Origin of the sequence: Methylomonas rosea (assembly GCF_024505055.1) — a bacterium.
GTDB lineage: Bacteria > Pseudomonadota > Gammaproteobacteria > Methylococcales > Methylomonadaceae > Methylomonas > Methylomonas rosea.
Map to the genome: position 1 here is coordinate 1 of NZ_JANIBL010000032.1, position 20,616 is coordinate 20,616.

16 protein-coding genes are annotated in these 20,616 nt (G+C 48.8%); 10 read left to right on the forward strand and 6 right to left on the reverse strand.

All coding sequences use genetic code 11. The features are described from left to right. From NP589_RS11385 to dnaA, 6 genes are all read right to left on the reverse strand, one after another. The coding region (locus NP589_RS11385) for a helicase HerA domain-containing protein (RefSeq protein WP_256607092.1) at positions 1-1,703 on the reverse strand (1,703 nt) is incomplete at its 3' end. Further along, positions 1,703-2,518, reverse strand: coding sequence for a DNA adenine methylase (locus NP589_RS11390; protein ID WP_256607093.1), 816 nt, complete (start codon positions 2,516-2,518; stop codon positions 1,703-1,705). The genes NP589_RS11385 and NP589_RS11390, both read right to left, overlap by 1 nt. 27 nt (positions 2,519-2,545) lie before the next feature. Beyond that, positions 2,546-4,951: a DNA topoisomerase (ATP-hydrolyzing) subunit B gene (gene gyrB / locus NP589_RS11395; protein WP_256607094.1), complete on the reverse strand. Its 2,406-nt coding sequence runs from the start codon at positions 4,949-4,951 to the stop codon at positions 2,546-2,548. Between the two features lie 120 nt (positions 4,952-5,071). After that, positions 5,072-6,145 (reverse strand): DNA replication/repair protein RecF, encoded by a 1,074-nt coding sequence (recF, locus tag NP589_RS11400; RefSeq protein ID WP_256607095.1) that lies wholly within the window; start codon positions 6,143-6,145, stop codon positions 5,072-5,074. A gap of 14 nt (positions 6,146-6,159) precedes the next feature. Further along, positions 6,160-7,263, reverse strand: coding sequence for a DNA polymerase III subunit beta (gene dnaN / locus NP589_RS11405; RefSeq protein ID WP_256607096.1), 1,104 nt, complete (start codon positions 7,261-7,263; stop codon positions 6,160-6,162). Between the two features lie 189 nt (positions 7,264-7,452). Further along, positions 7,453-8,769: a chromosomal replication initiator protein DnaA gene (dnaA, locus tag NP589_RS11410; RefSeq protein ID WP_256607097.1), complete on the reverse strand. Its 1,317-nt coding sequence runs from the start codon at positions 8,767-8,769 to the stop codon at positions 7,453-7,455. 121 nt (positions 8,770-8,890) lie between these two features. Between dnaA and gmk the strand changes: the two genes are divergently transcribed. The 10 genes from gmk to NP589_RS11460 all read left to right on the forward strand — a co-directional run bounded on the left by gmk (position 8,891) and on the right by NP589_RS11460 (position 20,534). Further along, on the forward strand, positions 8,891-9,505 hold the full coding sequence (gmk, locus tag NP589_RS11415; RefSeq protein ID WP_256607098.1) for a guanylate kinase: 615 nt from the start codon (positions 8,891-8,893) through the stop codon (positions 9,503-9,505). 18 nt (positions 9,506-9,523) lie between these two features. After that, complete coding sequence (locus NP589_RS11420) at positions 9,524-9,961, forward strand: hypothetical protein (RefSeq protein ID WP_256607099.1); 438 nt, start codon at positions 9,524-9,526, stop codon at positions 9,959-9,961. A gap of 130 nt (positions 9,962-10,091) precedes the next feature. Continuing rightward, positions 10,092-11,372 (forward strand): glutamate-1-semialdehyde 2,1-aminomutase, encoded by a 1,281-nt coding sequence (gene hemL / locus NP589_RS11425; RefSeq protein WP_256607100.1) that lies wholly within the window; start codon positions 10,092-10,094, stop codon positions 11,370-11,372. A gap of 862 nt (positions 11,373-12,234) precedes the next feature. Next, positions 12,235-12,507: a type II toxin-antitoxin system Phd/YefM family antitoxin gene (locus NP589_RS11430; protein WP_256607101.1), complete on the forward strand. Its 273-nt coding sequence runs from the start codon at positions 12,235-12,237 to the stop codon at positions 12,505-12,507. Next, positions 12,488-12,757, forward strand: coding sequence for a Txe/YoeB family addiction module toxin (locus NP589_RS11435; RefSeq protein WP_256607102.1), 270 nt, complete (start codon positions 12,488-12,490; stop codon positions 12,755-12,757). Before NP589_RS11430 ends, NP589_RS11435 begins: the two co-directional genes overlap by 20 nt. Positions 12,758-12,873: 116 nt before the next feature. After that, entirely contained in the window at positions 12,874-13,530 is a 657-nt protein-coding gene (locus tag NP589_RS11440) for a hypothetical protein (RefSeq protein ID WP_256607103.1), read from the forward strand. 30 nt (positions 13,531-13,560) lie between these two features. After that, a complete protein-coding gene (locus NP589_RS11445; protein ID WP_256607104.1) occupies positions 13,561-14,901 on the forward strand; it encodes a DNA recombination protein RmuC in 1,341 nt (446 codons plus the stop codon). Between the two features lie 486 nt (positions 14,902-15,387). Beyond that, positions 15,388-16,314: a hypothetical protein gene (locus NP589_RS11450; RefSeq protein WP_256607105.1), complete on the forward strand. Its 927-nt coding sequence runs from the start codon at positions 15,388-15,390 to the stop codon at positions 16,312-16,314. Positions 16,315-16,353: 39 nt separating this feature from the next. Next, on the forward strand, positions 16,354-17,421 hold the full coding sequence (locus NP589_RS11455; protein ID WP_256607106.1) for an efflux RND transporter periplasmic adaptor subunit: 1,068 nt from the start codon (positions 16,354-16,356) through the stop codon (positions 17,419-17,421). Then, entirely contained in the window at positions 17,418-20,534 is a 3,117-nt protein-coding gene (locus tag NP589_RS11460) for an efflux RND transporter permease subunit (protein WP_256607107.1), read from the forward strand. The genes NP589_RS11455 and NP589_RS11460 overlap by 4 nt, the downstream gene beginning before the upstream one ends. Positions 20,535-20,616 lie beyond the last annotated feature (82 nt).

Here is a 20,616-nt window from a genome sequence, read left to right on the forward strand (position 1 = left end):
GCATACACACCAGTCAAATCTTTTGATTGGGGAGGGAAAAGGTTGTGGGCTTCTTCAAAATACAGCTGAACAAAATGGCCAGCAAGGTTATTTCCAACGAACTTCCGTTCTTGATGACCAAAGACTGCTTTAGATAGCATATCGGCAAAGTAACGCCGTATCTGGTCTGTTGCATTACCAAGGTCAAGAATTACGGTCTTTCCTGCATCCAATAACGTAAGGATGTCCGCAATAAAATCACCCGCATCAGACGCGTGATATGCCATATATCCGCGCAAAATCGTAGGCCCCGAACCGCTTGCCGGGCTTAGAAACTCAAGCAACGCAGCATCATCAGCATCGAACATTGCTTTCCCGCTTGATGACTGAAGAGAAGGGTCATTCGCGTTTTCTCGCCTGAATTGAGCAATCACCTCAAGCTCACTTACCAATGCATCGAGACTTTGTGTTTCACCGGGTGGTGCGGAATTTCGAACTGCCTTATATGCGGCAGTTCGGAGTGAACTATTGAAATGTGGGTCAAAGTTTTTCGCGTTTCTCGATGTCAGACCTTTGGTACGCAAACGTGACTCATCTGCTTGAAATCCTGCTTTCTTTAGGATTGCCCAATACATTTGAATCTTTCTAATTGGCCGAGTCTTTTCGTCTGGCCCCATTGTCGCGATGGACTCAATCGATGGCAGCTTCACGTTCGCAAAACTGCGTACATAGTTCGACATCTTATTGTCCTGCTCCAGCATCGAGGCAATGATTTCGATGCAAGATTCAGGCTTCTCATAGAAATTAAGACGGAGCGGCTTCGACGGGGTCGCTGGTCTCTTGGTTAATGCATAGACTTCGCATCGGGATTCGTAAGCTGAACGAATTGATTTATTCCCATCTTGAGGATTGTCATTGGCATACTCACCGTTAATGTCGAAAATCAACTGCCCAATGCTGTTGTCGGATTTCGTTGATTCCAAGATACCTTGAGCAATTAGTTTCACAACGTTAGATTTACCCAGCCGGGTTTTACCAAACATCGCAGTTCGACAACCACGGAAGTCCAGAATCGAAATGTTGACAGGAATGTTACTAATACCACCACTGCTGGAAAGTCCACATTCCATGGTGCGTAGTTTACCGATCTGAAATTGTTGCTCTACCTTTACTGTGCCGTTGACGATGACTTTGAGGAGTGCTTCATCCGGTGCAAATACCTTGTATCTATGAGCGCTGACTACATTATTCACATCACCTGAAAACGCTAGGCGCTGCATATTGGTCGGATCCGCATAAAACATACCCAACACATCACAATCGAGGGCACCCCATTGAAGTTCGCTTTGCGTCCAGCGGTCGAGCTCTGGCATTGATTTTTTGTGGAGCTCGAAATAGGTTTGTTGAACTTGGTTACTCAAGGGGGTAGGGGATACTCCCGTTACACGCAGAAGCGTGAAGTGAGGAGGCACGTTTCCAGCACTGATTGGGGTCATAATCAAGAAGGAACCGCGTGGAATTCCTCCAACGGCAAGTTTGTATGGATCGCTAGTTATGATTTTAGCACTGTCGTAACCTAAGTCTAAGACATAGCCAACAAAACGCATACTGTTGATTTGCTTTGCCTTCTCCATATTTTCTTCTCTATCAAGAAATATTCTTAGAGCTTCGATTGGGTTGCCTTGAGTTGTAGAATGATTTACTAGCGATGCAAGTGAGGTCATTAGCTTCCTTGTTCATTGGGGTGGGATAAAATCACAAGTTCTTCAAATTGCTTTCGGTTGCTGGCTGAAGCCGAAATGGTCGAAACCCTTGACACTGGTGTCAGAGAAAATCCGGCGTCCTGATAGAGTTCTCTGACGGAAATGTGATTGGCATTGGTCATCACAATTTTTACTCCTCTGGATTTCGCGCGAATAAGCGCATCAGCAAGTCTCTCCTGATCATGCCATGAAAAGAGTTTTTCATTATATTTCACAAAACCATTTAAGTTATGCCGGACCGTGTAAGGTGGGTCGGCAAAGATTAAATCTCCTCTTTGGGCTTCATCAATGAGCACCTGAAAGTCATCTTTGAGAATTTGTGAGTTTCTTAAAATTTGAGCGATGGATTCAAAATCGTCTGTTCCAAGTAAAACATTTCGCTTCGATCCTTTAGGAACATTAAAAATTCCTTTAAAGTTGACTCGATAGATCCCGTTGAAACAAGTACGGTTTAGGTAAATGATACGAGCAGCTTGTTCAATTTGATCAACAGGAACTTCGTCTCTGACCTGATAATAATATTGGTCCGAGTGAAATTTTTGGTGTATTTCCAGATTAGCAACGATACCCTTCCAATCTGATCTGACACCCTCAAATGCGGTGATTACATCTGGGTTAATATCTCCTAATAAAGCTTTTGTAGGCTTTAAGTGAAAAAACATAGAGCCGCTTCCAAGAAACGGCTCGACGTAATAATTAAATTTTTGGGGTAGAAAGTTTGCATGTCTTTGAATAAACCAACGTTTACCACCAGCCCATTTTAAAAAAGGGGTCATGCAGTAAATATCCCTGAAATTTTTAGATTAAACATCTAGGTTCGCCACATCCAAGGCGTTCTTCACGATGAAATCCCGGCGTGGTTCGACAACATCGCCCATTAGGGTGGTGAAGATTTCGTCGGCGGCGACTACGTCGTTGATGGTTACTTGCAGCATGCGGCGGCTGTTGGCATCCAAGGTGGTTTCCCAGAGTTGTTCTGGGTTCATTTCGCCCAAACCTTTGTAGCGCTGGATGTGCTGGCCTTTTTTAACTTCTTTCATCATCCATTCAAACGCTTGTTTGAAGGTATCCACTTGCTGTTCGCGTTCACCCATGCGCATGACGGAGGTTTCGCCGAACATGCTGAGGGTTTTTTCCACGTAGCGGGCGATTTTTTGATAATCGTTGCCGGCGAAGAACGGTGCATGCAGGACAAAGCTTTTGGTAATACCGTGCAGGCGTTTGCTGACTTCTATATCAAAGTCTTCGCTGTCGCGATATTTTAGCTGGGTGTTGAAAATGACTTTATGACCGCCTTCGTTCAGATTCTTTTGCAGCAAATCCAACCAGGCTTGCAGCTTTTGCTGATCGGATTTGATTTCGTCGCTTAGCACCTGCATATAGGTCATTTGCTCTAAGTACAGATCGTCGTAGCGTCTGGACAGGCGGTTGATGATGCTCATCACGTCGGCAAATTCTGTCGCCAGTTTTTCCAGGCCTTGGCCTTGGATTACCGGGGTGTCAGCATCGGTTTGTAATTGCGCTTTATCCAAGGCCAATTGAATCAGGTATTGGTTTAAGGCGTTGTCGTCTTTGACGTAGTGTTCTTGTTTGCCTTTTTTTACTTTGTATAACGGCGGCTGCGCGATGTAGATGTGGCCGCGCTCGACCAGTTCCGGCAATTGCCGATAGAAGAAGGTCAGCAACAGGGTGCGAATGTGCGAGCCGTCGACGTCCGCGTCGGTCATGATGATGATGCGGTGATAACGGAGTTTGTCGATGTTGTATTCGTCTTTACCGATGCCGCAGCCCAACGCGGTAATCAGGGTGCCGACTTCTTCCGATGAAATCATACGGTCGAAGCGGGCGCGTTCCACGTTAAGGATTTTACCTTTCAACGGCAGGATGGCTTGGGTGCGGCGATCACGGCCCTGTTTTGCGGAACCACCCGCCGAGTCCCCTTCCACTATGAACAGTTCGGATAAGGCTGGATCTTTTTCCTGGCAATCGGCCAGCTTGCCGGGCAAACCGGCGATGTCCAGCGTGGTTTTGCGGCGAGTCATTTCGCGGGCTTTTCTAGCGGCCTCGCGGGCTCTGGCGGCGTCGATTATTTTGTTGACGATGGCTTTGGCGACTTGCGGTTGTTCCAACAAGAATTCCTGGAGTTTTTCGTTCATGGTCGATTCGACCAGCGGTTTAACTTCCGATGAAACCAATTTGTCTTTGGTTTGCGAGGAGAACTTAGGATCCGGGACTTTTACCGATAACACAGCGGTTAAGCCTTCGCGAGCATCGTCACCGGTGGTGGCAACTTTCTCTTTTTTAGCCAGGCCATTGGTTTCGATGTATTGATTGATGGTCCGAGTCAAAGCGCCTCTGAAACCAGCCAAATGCGTGCCGCCGTCGCGTTGCGGGATATTGTTGGTGTAGCAAAAAACATTCTCTTGGTAGGAGTCGTTCCACTGCATCGCCACTTCCACCACCACGCCTTCTTTCTCGGCGATAAAGTGAAAGACTTTTTCAAACAACGGGGTTTTGTTTTTGTTGAGATGTTGTACGAAAGCGCTGATGCCACCTTCGAATTCGAAAACATCTTCTTTACCGGTCCGTTCATCGCGCAGGGAGATTCGTACGCCGGAATTTAAAAACGACAGTTCGCGCAAACGCTTGGCGAGGATGTCGTAGTGAAATTCGATATTGGTGAAGATGGTGGGGCTGGGTTTGAAGTTTATGTAGGTACCGCTGCCTTCGCAATCGCCAATCACAGCTAAGGGCGCTACCGGTTCGCCCAGGATATATTTTTGCATGTGAAGCTTGCCGTTCTTGCGAATCTTCAGCGTTAGCTCTTCAGACAAGGCATTTACCACGGAAACACCTACGCCGTGCAAGCCCCCGGAGACTTTGTAAGCGTTGTCATCGAACTTTCCGCCGGCATGCAGGATAGTCATAATCACTTCGGCAGCGGAGCGACCTTCTTCCTTGTGAATATCGACCGGAATGCCGCGTCCGTCGTCGTAAACGGATATGGAGCCATTTTCGTGAATCACGACATCGACGCCTTTGCAGTATCCGGCTAACGCTTCGTCGATGGAGTTATCGACTACTTCGAATACCATGTGATGCAAACCGGAACCGTCATCTGTGTCGCCTATATACATCCCGGGACGTTTTCTGACCGCATCCAATCCTTTAAGTACTGTGATATTCGAACTATCGTATTGTTCACTCATGGGTATATCCATTGTGTTGTGTTTTACCGCAACGATGCCCGGCTTTTGCGTTACACAAATGCCAAGTCAATCGTGTGTGATGGGATTTGTTGTTTTTTATTATTTGTTTCACGTGAAACCTTAAAGCTGTTTTACGTCGCCGTGTTCCACGTGAAACCATTTATAGTTTTCTATTGCACTTAAGTCACCAAAATCAGCTACGTCAGTACTGCTGATAAAAACCTGGCAACTCAATCCAACGAGGTATTTTATCAATTTTGCCCGGTTTTCTGCATCCAATTCAGATGCTAGATCGTCAATTAGAATGCAGCAGGAATAGGGGCTTTCCTGGTTCAATAAAGTCACTTGCGCCAACATCAACGCCAGAACTAAAAGCTTTTGTTGCCCGCGTGACAGATAGTCTTTAGCCAACCTTTTATCCTGATAGGTTTGAAAGTCCGCTCGGTGCGGTCCACTATTGGTAAAGCCGTAACGCATATCTCGATCCAAATCGCTTTTCAAAATAGTGTCCAAGGCTTGCCTGTCATCCCAACCTGCCAAGAACCTTAATTCCACATCGTCTTTATTCAAGAACTGTCGCGCCATATCCAAAAACACCGGTTGCAAGCTGGCCACGTAGGCAACACGAAAATCGTTTATTACCTGCCCGTATTCCAAAAACTCCTTATCCCAAGCGGGTATCTGTTTCAGTTGCCGGGTTTTTAACAGGGCATTGCGTTGCTGCAATGCTTTATTGAACTTACGCCAACAGGGTAGAAAGTTTTTGTGCTGATTAAAAATCCCCCAGTCCAAAAACTCTCTCCGGATTTGCGGCCCGGAGTCCAGCAAACGATAACTCTTGGGATGAATCAATTGCACCGGCAACGCGTACGCCAAATCCGCTTTTTGTCTATCTTCCTGGTCGATGCGAATATGGCATTGCTTATTATCAATCTGTATCCCCAGCGTACTGATCGAGCCGGAGTGTTGCCGATTTTGCGCGGAAACGGTCAATTGCGATTGATCGAACGAAATGGCCTGCTTGGTATGAGTCGTCCTAAACGAGCGGGATCTACCCAAAATAAAAATAGCTTCCAGCAGCGAACTCTTACCGCTGGCATTGGCGCCGGTGATCAAATTAATGGCGGGCGACGGCGAGATACTTGCGGAATGGATGTTTCTGACAGCCAGCACATCCAGCTTTAACAGGGTCATAATCGCTAAACGACCTACATCCGCATCGGCATGACAATAAATTTAAACAAAGGCTGTTCGGGCTCTTCGATGAAACAACTGCTGGCGTTGCCGGCTATGGTCAACACCGCCATTTCGGAATCGAGATTGGATACAGCATCCAACATGTACTGCGAGTTAAAGGAAATACTCAAGGGCTCGCCTTGATAATCGATGATCAATTCTTCCTCGGCCTCGTCATGTTCGGGATTATGCGTACTGAGTTTCAGCAAATCTCCGGAAATATCGAAAGTCACGCCCTTGTACTTTTCGTTGGACAGAATCGCCACCCTAGTTAACGCATCTCTCAAGACCTGTTTTTGAATCAGTAACGGACTCATAAAGCTTTGATTGAACACTTTACTGAAATCCGGAAATTTGGCATCTATGAGTTTGGAAGAGAACACCACATCCTTGTAAAAAATTCTGATGTTATTGCTGGAAAACTGGATGTTCAATTCGGCATCGGCATCATCCAGCAAGCGACTCAGTTCCTGTACCGCTTTTCTGGGCATGATGATGCGGGATTCATAACCGGTCGCTTGGCCGATATCGTCTTCATAAATCGACAAACGATGACCGTCGGAAGCCACCAGTTTTAGTTTGGAATTACTGACATTCAGCAACAAACCATTCAAGTAATAGCGTACGTCCTGATTCGCCATGCAAAACACGGTTTTATCCAGTGCTTTCTTGAATTTGCCGGCATTCAGCAAAAAACCATGCTCAAAATCGGACTCATTAAATTCAGGGTAATGCTCGGCCGGCAGAGTACTCAAAGAAAATCGGCTGCGGCCGGAGACGACTTTGACTTTATCGTCTTGTAACTCGAAGTGAATTTCCGCGCCATTCGGTAATAAGCGACAAATATCCAGAAACTTTCTGGCAGGAACCGTGATTTCCCCGGAATGCGATATTGATTCGATATTTAACTTAGCAACAATCTGAATCTCCGTATCTGTACCGGTCATAACCAATTGCTCGTCGCTGGCTTGCAACAGCACGTTGGACAGAATCGGCATGGTTTGCCGTTTCTCGATAACGCTGACGATTTGCTGCAACGGCGGCAAAATTTGATCTCTGCTAATAATAAATTTCATATAAATATCTTTTATATATTGTTACTACTATGTAAACAAAAAGCTGTGGAAAACCAGGTTTATCTAATTTAAATCAAAATCTTAGCATGTATAAAACATTGTTGCCGGATACCGTTTTAGCTTGTATGGGGTTTGTGGATAACCTCAATGACGTATTTTCGGCACACTTTATCCACAACTTACACGCAATTAATGCGATAAGGTTCTCAACAGGTTTTTGTAATCTTCCGCTATCTTCACATCGTCGTCTTTCAACTCCGCCACTCGTTTACAGGCATTAATGACCGTGGTGTGGTCGCGCCCGCCAAAAGCATCACCAATTTCCGGATAGCTGTGGGAGGTCAATTCTCTGGCCAGACACATGGCCACCTGTCTGGGCCGGGTGATGGATTGTTTGCGGTTTTTTGAAGACAAATCCGCTACCCGGATCTTGAAATACTCGGCCACGGTCTTTTGAATGTTGTCGATACTGATCAATTTGTCTTGCAAGCTAATCAAATCGTGCAGGGCTTCCTTGGTAAATTCCAGGGTGATGTCGCGGCCGGTAAATTGTGAATTGGCCACCACCCGCCGCAACGCACCTTCCAGATCTCTAACGTTTGAAGGTATGCGTTTGGCGATGAAAAAGGCGATGTCTTGATCCAGATCCACACCGACCTGCATGGCCTTTTTAATCAAGATAGCGGCACGGGTTTCCAGATCAGGCGGTTCTATCGCCACCGGCAAGCCCCAACCGAAGCGCGATTTCAAGCGGTCTTCCAAACCATCGATTTCTTTGGGATATTTATCGCAGGTCAAAACCACCTGATGCTTGTTATCCAACAGGTTGTTAAAGGTGTGGAAAAACTCTTCCTGCGAACGTTCCTTACCGGCCAGAAACTGGATATCGTCCATCAATAGAATATCGATGCTGCGGTAGTACTCTTTAAATTGGTTGATGCTGTTTTGCTGCAGCGCCTTGACCATGTCCTGTACGAATTTCTCGGAATGCAGATAGACGATATTCGCATCAGGTTTTTTCAACAACACCGCGTTGCCGATGGCATGCATCAAGTGGGTTTTACCCAGACCGGAACTGCCGTAGATGAACAGCGGGTTGTAAACCTTGCCAATATTGTCGGAAACCGTTACCGAAGCGGCTCTGGCTAATTGATTGGATTTACCTTCCACAAAGCTCTCAAAGGTGAAAGCTTTATTTAAAAAATTGGGTTGGTTCTTCTTTTGTGTCGGACTCTTACTGAGGATTGGCGCTTTGATGGCCGGCGATTTTTTACTGCCGATTTCAAATTGCACCGCCAATGTCGCATTGGAAAACTCGTTGACCGCATCTTCGATTATCGCGAAAAAATGCTGTTTGATATGGTCGATAATAAACCGGTTGGGGGCGAGTAATTTTAACTGGCTGTCGGTTTCCACTGCTTGCAGCGGCCTGATCCAGGTGCTGAAATCGGTACTGGGAATTTCATGTTCAAGCTTGGCCAGGCAGTTGTTCCAAATCACACTCATCGGCATTCAAGAAGGGGCTTAGAAAGGCCTTGCATGATACCACAGTGACCGCTTAGGGCTTGACTCTATGGACGTTATCAGAAAAGAATGACGGCCGCATGGATTACCCTCATAAACACACATGATTTCGGGCAAACTTTATATTATTTCCGCACCGTCCGGGGCGGGCAAAACCAGTCTGGTAAAGCAACTGATTGCCGAGATGGACGATCTGGCCGTGTCGGTATCGCACACCACGCGGGCAATGCGCAGCGGCGAACAGCATGGCGTCGATTATTTTTTCGTCGCGGTCGAAGCGTTTAAAGCCATGATCGAACGGCAAGCCTTTTTGGAACATGCGCAAGTCTTCGATAATTTCTACGGTACCGCGCAGCAGACTGTGGAAGATAATCTGGCCAAAGGCTTGGATGTGATCTTGGAAATTGATTGGCAAGGCGCCCAGCAGGTAAGAAGGATGTTGCCGGAAAGCCTGTCGATCTTCATCCTGCCGCCGTCTATCGAGGTTTTGAGCCAGCGTTTGCAAAATCGCGGTCAGGATAATCCGGAGGTGATTGCCCGGCGCATGCGCGATGCGGTGACGGAAATGAGTCACTATCCGGAGTACGATTATTTAATCGTTAACGACGATTTCAGTCTGGCTTTGCACCAACTAAAAAGCATTATTACCGCAAACCGCTTAACCCAAAGCCAACAACAAAACACCTTGGCGCCATTGCTGCAAAATTTACTTAACTAAATAAAACTAACAACACTTATGAAAACTAGAAAAACTTCTTATCTCTTTGCGACGTTGATTGTTTCGGCGTTGACCATTGCCGGCTGCTCCAGCGATGAAGCAGAAACCCCCAAAGCCAGTGCCGGCACTGCCAAAAAAGCGGTACACAGAGTTGATAGCGGCGAAGCTACCGAACCTGAGAAACGCCAGTTCGAAAAAGAATTTTCCGCCAAATGCGTAGCGCGGGAACTAAAAAATTCGAATAACAAAGACGTCGACGAAAAACGTTTTCAAGAAAGTTGCGACTGCATCGCCGAACACATCATGAAAGATCTGTCGGAAATCGATGCTGAGAAATATCTGGAAGATCACGAAGACACTCATACCTTGCAGATCAAGTTCGACGCTGCGGCTTATTTCTGTTTGCAAAACAAACCGCAACCGAAAGGGCCGCATTTGTTTGGCAAACCGCAATAACAATGTAGGTTGGGTTAGCTCGATAAAGCACAACTCAACATTCAAGGCCGACGTGTTGGGTTACGGCTAACGCCTTTTATGCCCTTTTAGGGTAAACCCAACCTACACGATTTCTCTATCCTTCATCCCCATGACTCAATCTTCCGAACTATTTTCTCAAGCCAAACAATATATTCCCGGCGGCGTCAATTCGCCGGTGCGCTCCTTCAGCGGTGTCGGCGGTACGCCGGTGTATTTCGATCGCGCGTCCGGCTCTTATGTCTACGACAGTGAAGGCAAGCGTTACGTCGATTATGTCGGTTCCTGGGGGCCGATGATTTTAGGGCATGCCCATCCTGCCGTGATCGACGCGGTCAAACTCAGCGCTGAAAAAGGTCTGAGTTTTGGTGCGCCCACTGAAATCGAAACCTTGATGGCGCAAACGGTTTGCGAATTATTGCCGTCGATAGAAATGGTACGCATGGTCAGCTCCGGCACCGAAGCCACCATGAGTGCCCTGCGCTTGGCGCGCGGTTACACCGGCAGAGATAAGATTGTTAAATTCGAAGGTTGTTACCACGGCCATTCCGATTCCCTGCTGGTCAAAGCCGGATCTGGTGCCTTGACCTTCGGCGTACCCAGCTCCCCAGGCGTGCCAGCCTCGGTCGCCGCCGACACCCTTACCCTCACTTACAACGACAGCGATGCCGTGCGCAGCACCTTCGTCGAACTGGGCGACCAGATCGCCTGCATCATCGTCGAACCGGTGGCCGGCAACATGAACTGCATCCCGCCGGAACCGGGTTTCTTGCAAACCCTACGCAAGGTCTGCGACCAATACGGCAGCGTGTTGATTTTCGACGAAGTGATGACCGGCTTTCGCGTTGGCTTGCAAGGCGCGCAAGGTCTTTACGGCATCAAACCGGATTTGACCACGCTGGGTAAAATCATCGGCGGCGGCCTTCCGGTCGGTGCATTCGGTGGCAGCCGCAAGATCATGGAATATCTGGCGCCGCTAGGTCCGGTCTATCAAGCCGGCACCTTATCGGGTTGCCCGGTGGCGATGGCCGCCGGCTTAAAAACCCTGGAACTGATCAATCAGCAAGGCTTCTACGACGCCTTGACCGCCAAAACCGCAACTCTGCTGCAAGGCATGCAAGCTGCCGCGGATCAGGCCGGCATCGCTTTCACCACCAACCAGGTGGGCGGTATGTTTGGTTTGTTCTTTAGTAATGAAAAATCGGTGAGCCGGTTTTCCCAAGTCATGGCTTGCGATGTCGAGCGTTTCAAACGCTTTTTTCATGCGATGTTGGAGAAAGGCTTTTATCTGGCGCCTTCAGCGTTCGAGGCGGGATTTGTTTCGGCCGCGCATTCGGATGAGGATTTGCGCCAGACGGTGGAAGCGGCAGCTGAAGTGTTTAAGGGATTGTAGATTGGTGCTAGCTAATAGCACCAACTTATCTGTCCGGTCTTCTGGAGATATGATGAGTTACGGAGACTTTTTAATTACTTATTGTGTGTCTCAATGCCAACGATACCCAAGCATTGGAATTACTTCCTAGCAGTCGAGGCCGAGCTTGTGGCTTGTGCACGATACGTGGAGTTCTCACAGGCTAACTTCGCATGTTACTCGAACGAATTTGCAAAGCTAATTTTACTTGCAGCCTCAGAGGTTGACTCCATTTTCCAGGAACTTTGCACACACTTAGATCCTTCTGCAAGAGCAGAAAAGATCACTGCGTACTATTCGATCCTACTCACTAAATATCCGCTGCTTACGCAGTGTCAGGTAACCATTGCCCGTTATGAGCTAACTTTGGAACCTTGGAGGGACTGGACAACGGACGAAAGGCCCAATTGGTGGAGCAAGAGCTACAATAAGCTAAAGCATGAGCGCTACGCGAACCTGTCAAGCGCTTCGCTCGAAGCGGTGTTGAATGCAGTTGGTGCCCAATTTTTGGCTTTGCAACTCTATCACCATGCGGTAAACAATGAGTATGTATCTGTCGATCTGCCAATGCGCAGTGCCTTATTTGGACCGAAGCTACCGGACACATACAAGGGGGGAGCTTTTTGGAGCTATGGAGACCCATTTGCTCACTTAAAGCCTGCGTAGATACTGCTGGCTTGAATGCCACATCTCAATTGTAAAGCCCGGTAGGTCAGGGTTCTCGATAGCGTTCCCTGACAACATGGCTTTTTCATAATGACCGCCCCAATAGTCCATTCCCTATAGTTATATCCCTGTTTTCGTCTTATAATCGTACGGTATTTCCGTACAGGAGAAAGTCACCGTGGAAACCGTCAGCGTCAACCAATTCCGGGACAATTTAAAAAGCTACGTCGAGCAAGTGGTCGATAATCACGAGCCGTTAAAAGTGACACGCCGAGCCGGCGAGGCGTTTGTCGTGATCAGCGCCGACGATTGGGAGAGGGAGCAGGAAACGCTTTATGTGTTGCAAAATGCCAGCCTGATGGCGCAAATCGCTGCTTCCGGCGCAACACACACTCAAAACCAAGGCTACCTGCCAAGCGATGAGCAATTTAATGAGATCGCTGGTCTTTGAGGGCAATACCTGGGCGGTTTACGAAGCGCTGAGAGACAAAGACAAAGTTTTGCACAAAGCGCTGTGCAAACTGCTTAAGGAAATGCTGCGCGGCGACCCCGCAGCCGGTTTGGGCAAGCCGGAACCGTTGCGTCACAATCTCTCCGGACTGTGGTCAAGGCGGATTTCTCATAAAGACCGGCTGATTTATAAGTTCGACGACAGCTACATCTATATTTTCGCGATCGGCGGACATTACGATCAACACTGACGGCATTCAGCTGGCGCAATTTTCAATTCCCTGGTTCCCACTCACTATCCACAAGCCTACAATCGTTCCCAATTTAACCGGAAAACAGCAGTCTTTAACTGAATTGGACGAAACAGATGAATAAGCAGTTCAACAACAACGGATCGCGCTTAGCAGCCCAAAAACAAAAACACGGGTACCGACATTTCAAGTTAGCCAAACATCCGATTTTTGGGTTGAAGCTGATTGGTGCGGTTTGTCTATCTACCGCGTTTTCAGGTTTAAGCCATGCCGATTTTGTCACCCATCCGCTAACCGACGCGCCATCTCCAAAGCCATCGGAAACTCCAACACCCGCCGTACCGGAAGCCGCCGATACCAGTCAGCCTAACCAAGCCGAGATTGACTTTAACGAGCAATTCGGTGAAAAGAAACTGGGTACTTGCAGCATGACGTACAAGTTGGAGGGATTTTCGCTGGCGTATAAACAATACGATGGTACCGGGGAAATAAGCTGCCGCAACGGCCAAAAAGCCAAGGTGGCGCTGTCGTCAAAAAGCATCGGCTTTACGATCGGTTATTCGGTGATAGAGGGAGAAGCCTATTTCACCGACGTCAAATATATCAGCGAAATATTCGGCAATTATGTTTCGCTGGGCAATCACTTTGGGTTTAAAAACTCGGTGGATAGACAAGTATTAACCCGGGGCGAAATTTCCTTGGTCATGCTGGGCAAAGGCAAGGGCTTTGATATTGGTTTTACCATCGGCGATTTGTCCATCAAACCACGTTAACCCGCACGTTTTAGTCATTAAGAGATTCTGATGGAAGAGATTTGGATGGCGCTGGCATCACTAACGCTAGCGGCGTTACTTGGCTATGCCGTTTGCGCCTGGCTGAGCGGTAAGCGGCATCGCGAGTTGCAAAGTCAGTTAGAGCAACAGCAACAGCAACTCCAACAACAAGCAGTCAAATTGGCGGTAGCCGAGGAGCGCACGCTATTGTTGACTCAAAAGGAAACTGAGCTGCAAAGTTTGCAGCAACAGTTGCTGGCATTGAAAACCGAGAATGCCGAACTTAACACCCGCCAGGAGGAGCAGCATAAACACAACGAAGAGAAAATCCGTCTACTGCAAGACGCGGAAAATCAGTTAAAAACCCAGTTCGAGAATTTGGCCCACAAAATATTCGAAGAACGTGGCAAGCAGTTCACCGAACATAACAAAACCAGCATCGAAAATCTGGTCGCGCCATTAAAGCAGCAACTGGGCGAATTCAAAAACCGGGTTGAAAGCGTTTACGACAACGAAACCAAGGACCGCATTTCATTGCGCGAGGAAATCGTTTCGCTCCGCCGAGACACCGCCAAAATGAATCAGGAAGCTCTGAACCTGACTCGAGCCTTGAAAGGCGATCATAAAACCCAAGGTAATTGGGGTGAGATGATCTTGGAAAGAGTCTTGGAACAATCAGGCTTACGCAAAGGCATCGAATACGAAACCCAAGGCTCATTCCGTGACGAAGACAATCGCCTATTCAAACCCGACGTGATCGTTCGCTTGCCGGAAAATAAGGATGTGATCATCGATTCCAAAGTTTCGTTAGTGGCTTACGAGCGTTATTGCTCGGCGGATGACGACAACCAGCGTATCGAAGCCTTGAAGCAACATACCGATGCAGTGAGAAACCACATCAAAGGCTTGAGCAATAAAGACTACTCCAGTTTAAAAGGTCTAAGGTCACTGGATTTTGTGTTGCTGTTTATGCCTATCGAAGCCGCTTTCATGGCCGCATTCCAAGCTGACGAGAAGTTATTCAACGATGCGTTCGAGCACAAAATCGTCGTCGTTACTCCGACTACCTTGCTGGCAACTTTGCGCACCGTGCAAAACATCTGGCGCTACGAACAACAAAACGAAAACGCGCGCTTGATCGCGGATAAGGCCGGCAGCTTGTACGACAAGATCAGAGGTTTTGTCGAAGACATAGAAAAATTGGGTAACCAACTCAGCACGGTACAAAAGACCTACGACGGTATCGTCAATAAACTGAGTAGCGGTGGCGGCAACTTACTGCGTCAGGCCAGCGCATTAGAAGAATTGGGCGTGAAAGTCAAAAAGAAGCTGCCTAAAAGCCTGACTGAACAACTGCCTACGGAAGATTGATGTTTTTGGAGGCTTAAACCCCAGAATCTTATCGCAATAATAGTAATAACTTTATAAAGATCTAAAGATTATTATTACTACTAGTTCTGAAAAATCTGTGGAAAAGCGAACTTAAGTTATTTAGTTCAATAGTTTACTAACAATTAATACTGTTATAAGTTGGACTTTCTAGTTGTTTATAGTCTGGGGATAACTAAAACAACACTTTTTAACGGCAACTTATCCACAACTTGTTGAGTGATCAGCCAACAGGTTTTCAACAACGGCCTGGAAACACGGTAGGAAATGATGTGTAAAAACGGCTTTTCTCACTATTTCGCAATATGCTGAAGACTAGGCGGTAGGTGCCCCCCCTGCAAGCTTTGGATGTTGACGCTCGGCAAGCTTAAGCCGTATGCAACCTTTGCCAGTTTGTGAAGCCGTTGATAGGTGGTAGCATGCGGCGAGTTGAAACGCCATATTCAAAGCCCAGCGGAGGCCGCCTCTATGAATCCAATCAATGCCGATGTTTTTAGTCAGTTGCATATCGACATCGCCCGCAATTCCACTGACGATTTCAATCTGTTCCACGATAGCCGGAAGTGGCAGAACATTAACGGCAATCCGTTTAATGGCCCGATTACTTTGGGGTTTCAATTAGAGTCTCTGATAGAAGGCAAGATTGCCGACTATCGCCGGCAACATGACGAAGAAAAATTGATCGCCGAACAGGGCTTGAACTTCAGCAATTACCAATTTACCTTTGCCAATGCCATTAAGCCTAACCAGGCGATTGAAGTGGATATTAAGGAATCGATACTTAAGAACGAACCATCGCCAAGCTTGAGTAATCGGATTATCGTCAAGGCCGACGGCAAATTGGCTTTGACCGGCTATAAAAAAGAAACCGCCGAACCGCTGTTTTTAGAGCAGCCGGATTTGTCTCGGGTCGGCGAATTAAAGATCCAGCCTGACCGTTGTTTTTTGAATAATGGTTTTTTTCTGAAGCGTAAGTTCATGATGACCAGCAACGCCAAGAATTTTCTCTGCGCATCGCTACGCGATCAAACCCAGTATTTCGACGAATTGCAGGATAAGGTGATATTCCCGGAGATGTTTCCGTGCGCGTTGCTGTCCAGTGCTTTGTTGGAAAAAGCTTTGAAATGGCTGCACGATTTTGAGCGCAATCCCATGGTCTATACTTCGCACAAAATTTCTATCGACAGACGCTGTTTGGCGCAGCTGAGAAGTAACGATGCGGTGCATATTTTGATCAAACCCGCAGCGGATTGTGCCGCGCACGATTTTGGCGATTTGAACGCTACACCCTTGGATTACGAATGTTACGGCCTCGTCAACAATAATAATGCCTTAGTGTTTAGAGCATTGATTTCGCTAGTGCCGCTGGAGTCGATCCGCAAGGCAATGGCATAAATAACGCTGGATGCAGTTGGGTCTTTTAAAGGGGATAAGATGAAATATTTGTTGTTGATGTTGCCGCTGTTGCTGGTGGCTTGCGAAAAACCAGCGCCCACGCCATCAGCGCCCAGACCGGCTTTAGTGGTGACAGTAGGCGAACAGACAACGGCGGCTCCGATCATTTTGGTGGGTGAAATCCGCTCCCGCTATGAAAGTGCGCAAGGTTTTCGCATTAACGGCAAAATTATCGAACGTAATGTCGATACCGGCGCGGTCGTTACCAAGGGCCAGCTGTTAGCGAAGCTGGATAGCATGGATACCGGTCTTTCGACTCAAGCGGCGCAAGCGGAAGTGCGCGCGGCGGAAGCCGATTTGGCGTTGGCTCAGGCGGAGCTGGACAGACAACGCCAACTGCATGCCAGCAAATTCATTTCCAACCAGGCTTTGGATATTCACGAAGCACAATTCAAAGCCGCGGCGGCCAGAGTGAAACAGACCCGCGCGCAAGCAGCGGTAACCGGTAACCAGTCGCGCTACACGCATTTATTGGCGGAGCGGGATGGGGTGGTGACCCAAATTCATGCCGAACCGGGCCAGGTGGTCGCCGCCGGCGAGCCTATCGTTCGTATAGCGGTGCCGGAGAATAAGGAAGTCGAAATTGCCGTGCCCGAATCGCGCATGCTGGGCATCGCTGTTGATGTGCCGGCGGAAATAAGACTCTGGGCCAATCCCAACACCGTATACAAAGGTAAAGTGCGGGAAGTCGCGCCGGCCGCGGACAATCTCACACGAACCTTTCAAGTTCGCGTGGTCTTGCTGGAAGCGGATGCTTCGGTGCGTTTGGGCATGACTGCGGGCGTTCGTTTTTATCATCAAGAAACCAATGACTTTTTGTTACCCACTACAGCGGTTACCCAGCGCGACGGTCAATCCGTAGTCTGGGTGGTTAATCCGGCCAGCGGCGAGGTTCAGCCGAGACCGGTACAAGCCGGCGCGTTTCGTGAAGACGGCGTGTTGATCGCTAGCGGCATACAAAAAGGCGAACAAGTGGTGGTGGCCGGTGTGCAGACTTTGGTACCCGGCCAGATAGTCCGGGCAACGCCGCTGCGGGGCCAACCATGAAATCCGGCTTCAATCTCTCCGAATGGTCCTTACGGCACCCGGCATTGGTTTTATATGCCATGTTGATGTTGACCTTGGTTGGGATGCTTTCGTATACCAGGCTGGGTCAGTCGGAAGATCCGCCCTTCACTTTCAAAGTGATGGTTATCCGTACCGGCTGGCCCGGCGCCAGCGCCCAGGAAGTGGAGCAACAAGTTACTGATAAGCTGGAGAAAAAACTCCAGGAAGTGCCCTGGCTGGACAATTTACGCAGCTATTCCAGGCCGGGCGAATCGTTAATTTTTCTGTCTGCCAAGGATTCCACGCCGGCTGCGGAAGTCCCGGACATTTTTTATCAAGTTCGCAAAAAAGTCGGGGATATTGCTTATACCCTGCCGGCCGGCGTCGAAGGCCCCACGTTTAACGATGAGTTTGGGGATGTATACGGAAACTTGTATGCCTTAACCGGCGAGGGCTACGACTATGCGGAACTGAAGCGTCACTCGGAAACCTTGCGCGCCGAGCTGCTCAGAGTAAACGATGTCGCCAAGGTCGATTTTTTCGGCGAACAGAAACAACGCATTTACGTCGAATTGTCTAATGCCAAATTAGCGACCATCGGCATCGACATTGCCACCTTGCTCCGCACCTTGCAAGCGCAGAACCTGGTGACAGGCAGCGGTAGTTTCGATTCTGCAGACGAGCACATTCGGATTGCGGTAACCGGTCGTTACGATAGATTGGAAGAACTGCGGGATGTACGTTTTCGCGCCAATAACAACGAATTTCGACTGGGCGATGTCGCCAAAGTAAGTCGCGGCTTTGAAGATCCTCCCAAAGACAGGGTGCGCTATAAAGGTCATGACGCGCTGCTAATCGGGGTAGCGATGCGTGCTGGCGGCGATATCATCAAGTTGGGCCGCGATCTGGATCAGGCCGTAATAAATACCCAAGCCCAATTGCCGGTGGGATTGGAATTGCATACCGTGTCTTCCCAGCCGAAAGCGGTACAGCGCTCGGTCAACGAGTTCGCCAAATCGCTGACCGAAGCGGTCGTCATAGTGCTAGGCGTTAGCCTGCTGTCTTTGGGCTTGCGGACCGGCATTGTGGTAGCCATCACTATCCCGGTGGTGCTGGCGGTTACTTTTTGGCTGATGCATCTGTTTGGCGTTGGCCTGCATAAAATTTCCCTGGGTGCACTGATCTTGGCCTTGGGCTTGCTGGTCGACGATGCCATTATCGCCGTGGAAATGATGGCTTCCAAGATGGAACAAGGCTGGGACCGCACGCGAGCCGCCGCCTTTGCCTATACATCGACTGCGATGCCCATGTTGAGCGGCACATTAGTAACGGCTGCCGGTTTCTTGCCGATTGCCACCGCCGCGTCTTCCACCGGCGAATACACCCGCTCTATCTTTCAAGTCGTTGTCATAGCCTTGTTAGTATCCTGGTTCGCGGCGGTGGTGTTTGTACCGTATTTGGGCTACCGCTTGTTGCCGGACTTGAGTAAGGGCCAAGAGCAAGAGTCAAGCTTGGCGCGGTTTTGGGCCAAGTTGCGGAAAAAACCACAGCCCGAACAACCCAAAAACCACTCCCACGATCTTTATCAAACCCCCTTTTATCTGCGCTTTCGAAAATTAGTTGCCGCCTGCGTTATTCACCGTTGGCTGGTAATTTTTTTGACCATAGCGATGTTTTTTGCCGCCATCTTCGGTTTTAAGTTTGTCCAGCAACAGTTTTTTCCGGATTCCACCCGGCCGGAGTTAATCGTCGATTTGCGCTTGGCGGAAGGTGTGTCGTATGCCGCTACAGAAGCCGACGTGAAAAAATTGGAGTCATGGCTGGATAAGCAAAGCGGCATAGATAATTACGTCGCTTATGTCGGCAACGGCAGCCCGCGCTTTTATTTGCCTTTGGATCAGCAACTGCCGCAACGCAGCTTTGCGCAGTTTGTGATATTGACCGACGGTCCCGCGGAGCGCGAACAGCTGCGCGATAAACTAATACACCTATTCGAACAGGATTTTCCGGATATGCGCGGCAGCGTATTACGTTTGGAGAACGGCCCGCCGGTAGGTTTTCCAGTGCAATTCAGAGTCTCCGGGCCGGATTTGCTGACACTGCGCACTATCGCCCATCAGGTGGCGGATGTGATGCGCGCCAATCCTTATCCGTCCAACGTGCAGTTGGATTGGGAAGAGCCGGTGAAAGTTGTGCGCGTCAATGTTGAACAATCCAAGGCCAGATTGCTGGGAGTTTCTTCCAACGACATTGCCAATATTATCAACGGCGCTCTGCAAGGCTTGTATGTCACCGAATTTCGCGAAGGCATCGAACGTATCGACTTATTGGTGCGTGGCGCCGAAATTGAACGCAAGCATTTATCGCGTCTGCAAAATTTGATGATACCGATCCCCGGCGGACGCAGTGTGCCCCTGTCGCAAGTCGCTGAATTGGATTACGGCTTTGAGGAAGGGTTGATTTGGCGGCGAAACCGCGTGCCTACCGTCACCGTGCGAGCAAATTTGTACGGCAACATGCAGGCGCCGATGGTGTCGGCGCAGATAGAAGAACAATTGGCCGACATAAAGCGGCAGTTGCCCCCAGGTTATCGCCTCGAAACCGGCGGCGCGGTGGAAGAATCGGCTAAGGGCGGCGATTCGGTCGCGGCCGGCATGCCTCTGTTTTTTCTGACGGTATTGACTGTGCTGATGATCCAGTTACAAAGTTTTTCGCGAATGGCCTTGGTGTTATTAACAGCGCCGCTCGGTTTAATCGGCGTGACTTTGTTTTTATTGATTTTTCAACAACCGTTCGGCTTTGTGGCGATGTTGGGTACCATTGCACTTTCCGGAATGATCATGCGCAACTCGGTGATTCTGGTCGACCAAATCGATCAGGATAAGTTGGCCGGGCGTTCGGATTTTGATGCCATTGTTGATTCCACGGTGCGCCGGTTTAGGCCTATCGTATTAACGGCGGCGGCGGCAATACTGGCCATGATTCCACTCACTCACAGCGCGTTTTTCGGGCCGATGGCGGTAGCGATTATGGGAGGCTTGACTGTTGCGACTGCATTGACCTTGCTGTTTTTGCCGGCTTTGTATGCAGCTTGGTTCAGAATTACGGTTTAATTTTTAGGAATAAAATCGCAGCGCTTATGCGGGGATTCGTTATTTCAGGGTTCCCGCGCCCCGGCGTGAACAGGGGAAAAGC